Below are 1,985 nucleotides of genomic sequence, written 5' to 3' on the forward strand. Positions count from 1 at the left end.
TTATGGAGAAACTAATGTAGTCGATGTATATATAAGATATCTTAGAAGTAAGATTGACTATAAGTTCGGTACTCAATATATTCAAACCTTACGAGGCACAGGTTATATACTAAAAGACGAATAATTTTTTTAGGAACCTAAGTTGGACACTGAAATCGAAATAAAAAATAAAAAATCTTTTTGGAAGCGGTTTTTATCTACTTTATTGACCGCTTTGCTATTTTTTCCCAAGCAGATTGCAAAAATTTTCAAAAAATTTTCAGCTTGGTTTAATTATAATGTAACGGCAAAAATGACGATGATTAACACCGTTATTTTTACCTTTTTTGGTACGGTTTTGTCTATACTAATAATCTTTATTACAGAACAATCAGTACTTACTCCGCATATTTCAGAACTTAAGCATTATTACAGCTATATCGCCAGTGATTTATATAAAGAATATGATCAAGAAGTTTTGGCAAGCAAAGCTCCTGAATTAAAAGCCGCTAATATTGAGGCTGCAATTCTTAGTCAAGATAATGAACTGTTGTGGACCAATTTATCTTCAACAAGCAAAAATTATTCTTTATTATTAAACACCCCATTAAATAAAAAAGTTATAACTGAGACCAAAATCATGTATTATGCTGGAGAGGTAAAGGATAACAGCGGTAACACTTACAAAATTTATTTAGGAAGACATATTGATTCTGATTATTATCTTTTGATAAGACTAAAAACTGCTGTTTATACTATTATCCCTCTTTGTTTGGTGGTACAGCTTATTGTAGGCATTTTGTCTGGCGGGGTATTGCTGTCGCCTATAAGAAAGATAATTAATCAAACAAGAAAAATAACAAGGGACAATCTCTCTACAGCTAGGCTTGACGAAGGCAAAGCAACAGGCGAGTTAAAAGAACTTATTCAAGTCTTAAATCAAATGTTGGACAACCTTCAAGAATCGTTTGAAGCTCAAGAACGTTTTGTATCCGATGCTTCGCACGAATTAAAAACGCCTATCGCGGTCTTGCAAGGTTACAGCGATATGCTCAAACGCTGGGGTAAAAAAGACGAGGCTGTTTTGGATGAAGCTGTGGATGCAATATTTAAAGAAACTCAGCATATGAAAAACCTTGTTGAAATGCTTTTGTTTTTGGCAAGGACAAATAACAAGACCGCCAATTTAAAAATTGAAAACTTTTTCTTAAATGATCTGCTTGAAGAAATTATGAAAGATACTCAGCGGACCTGCAATAACAGAATATTATCCACAGGCAAAATGATGGCATTTACTATTGATGCGGATAGAGAACTAATAAAGCAGCTTATAAGAATATTGATAGACAATGCAATAAAATATACTTCGGATAACGGAGAAATAAAACTCAGCTGTTATACAGACGGTGAATATGCTTATGTAGTCGTTCAAGATAACGGCATAGGAATTTCCAAGCAAGACCTTCCTCATATATTTGAAAGGTTTTATCGTGCCGACAAAGCCCGCTCACGCGGAACAGGCTCTGGATTAGGTCTGTCTATCGCCAAAAAAATCGCTGATGTGCATAACGCAGAAATTTTGATAAGCAGTGAACCAGGAGTTGGTACGGTAGTTAATCTAAAATTAAATCTGAACAATGATCAAAATTCTGTTTCACAGCAACTAATAAAATAACTAATATTTTATTTGTTTTTTTGCATATAAATGTTATACTTGTATTTGGGAGATTGATATGAATTACTGCACAAATTGCGGGAGAAGCGGTGAAGGCAAATATTGTTCCTGTTGTGGAATTGATCTTTATACCGTACCCGAAAAAAATAAAGAAAATAAAGTTGAATTTAAAGAAGCCAATATCTGGCTTGGTATATTATGCGTGTTATGTTTCTTGATTGGTTTCTTTATATATTTCAACTTTAGAAAACAGCCTGAAAGCATAATATATCTCAAGATGACACAATTATCTGCTTTGATTGCTTGTGTTGTTGTGTCTATTTGGTTTTTA

At 33.3% G+C, this 1,985-nt stretch carries 3 protein-coding genes; all 3 read left to right on the forward strand.

The window, feature by feature from the left end; all coding sequences use genetic code 11:
• Positions 1-124 (forward strand): helix-turn-helix domain-containing protein (locus VIL26_08385; protein HEY8390944.1); only part of this gene is annotated, 124 nt, incomplete at its 5' end.
• An 18-nt stretch (positions 125-142) separates the two neighbouring features.
• Entirely contained in the window at positions 143-1,654 is a 1,512-nt protein-coding gene (locus VIL26_08390; GenBank protein ID HEY8390945.1) for a HAMP domain-containing sensor histidine kinase, read from the forward strand.
• A 58-nt stretch (positions 1,655-1,712) separates the two neighbouring features.
• A partial coding sequence (locus VIL26_08395; GenBank protein ID HEY8390946.1) for a hypothetical protein occupies positions 1,713-1,985 on the forward strand: 273 nt, incomplete at its 3' end.

The organism is Clostridia bacterium (assembly GCA_036562685.1).
In the GTDB taxonomy this organism is placed as follows: domain Bacteria; phylum Bacillota; class Clostridia; order Christensenellales; family DUVY01; genus DUVY01.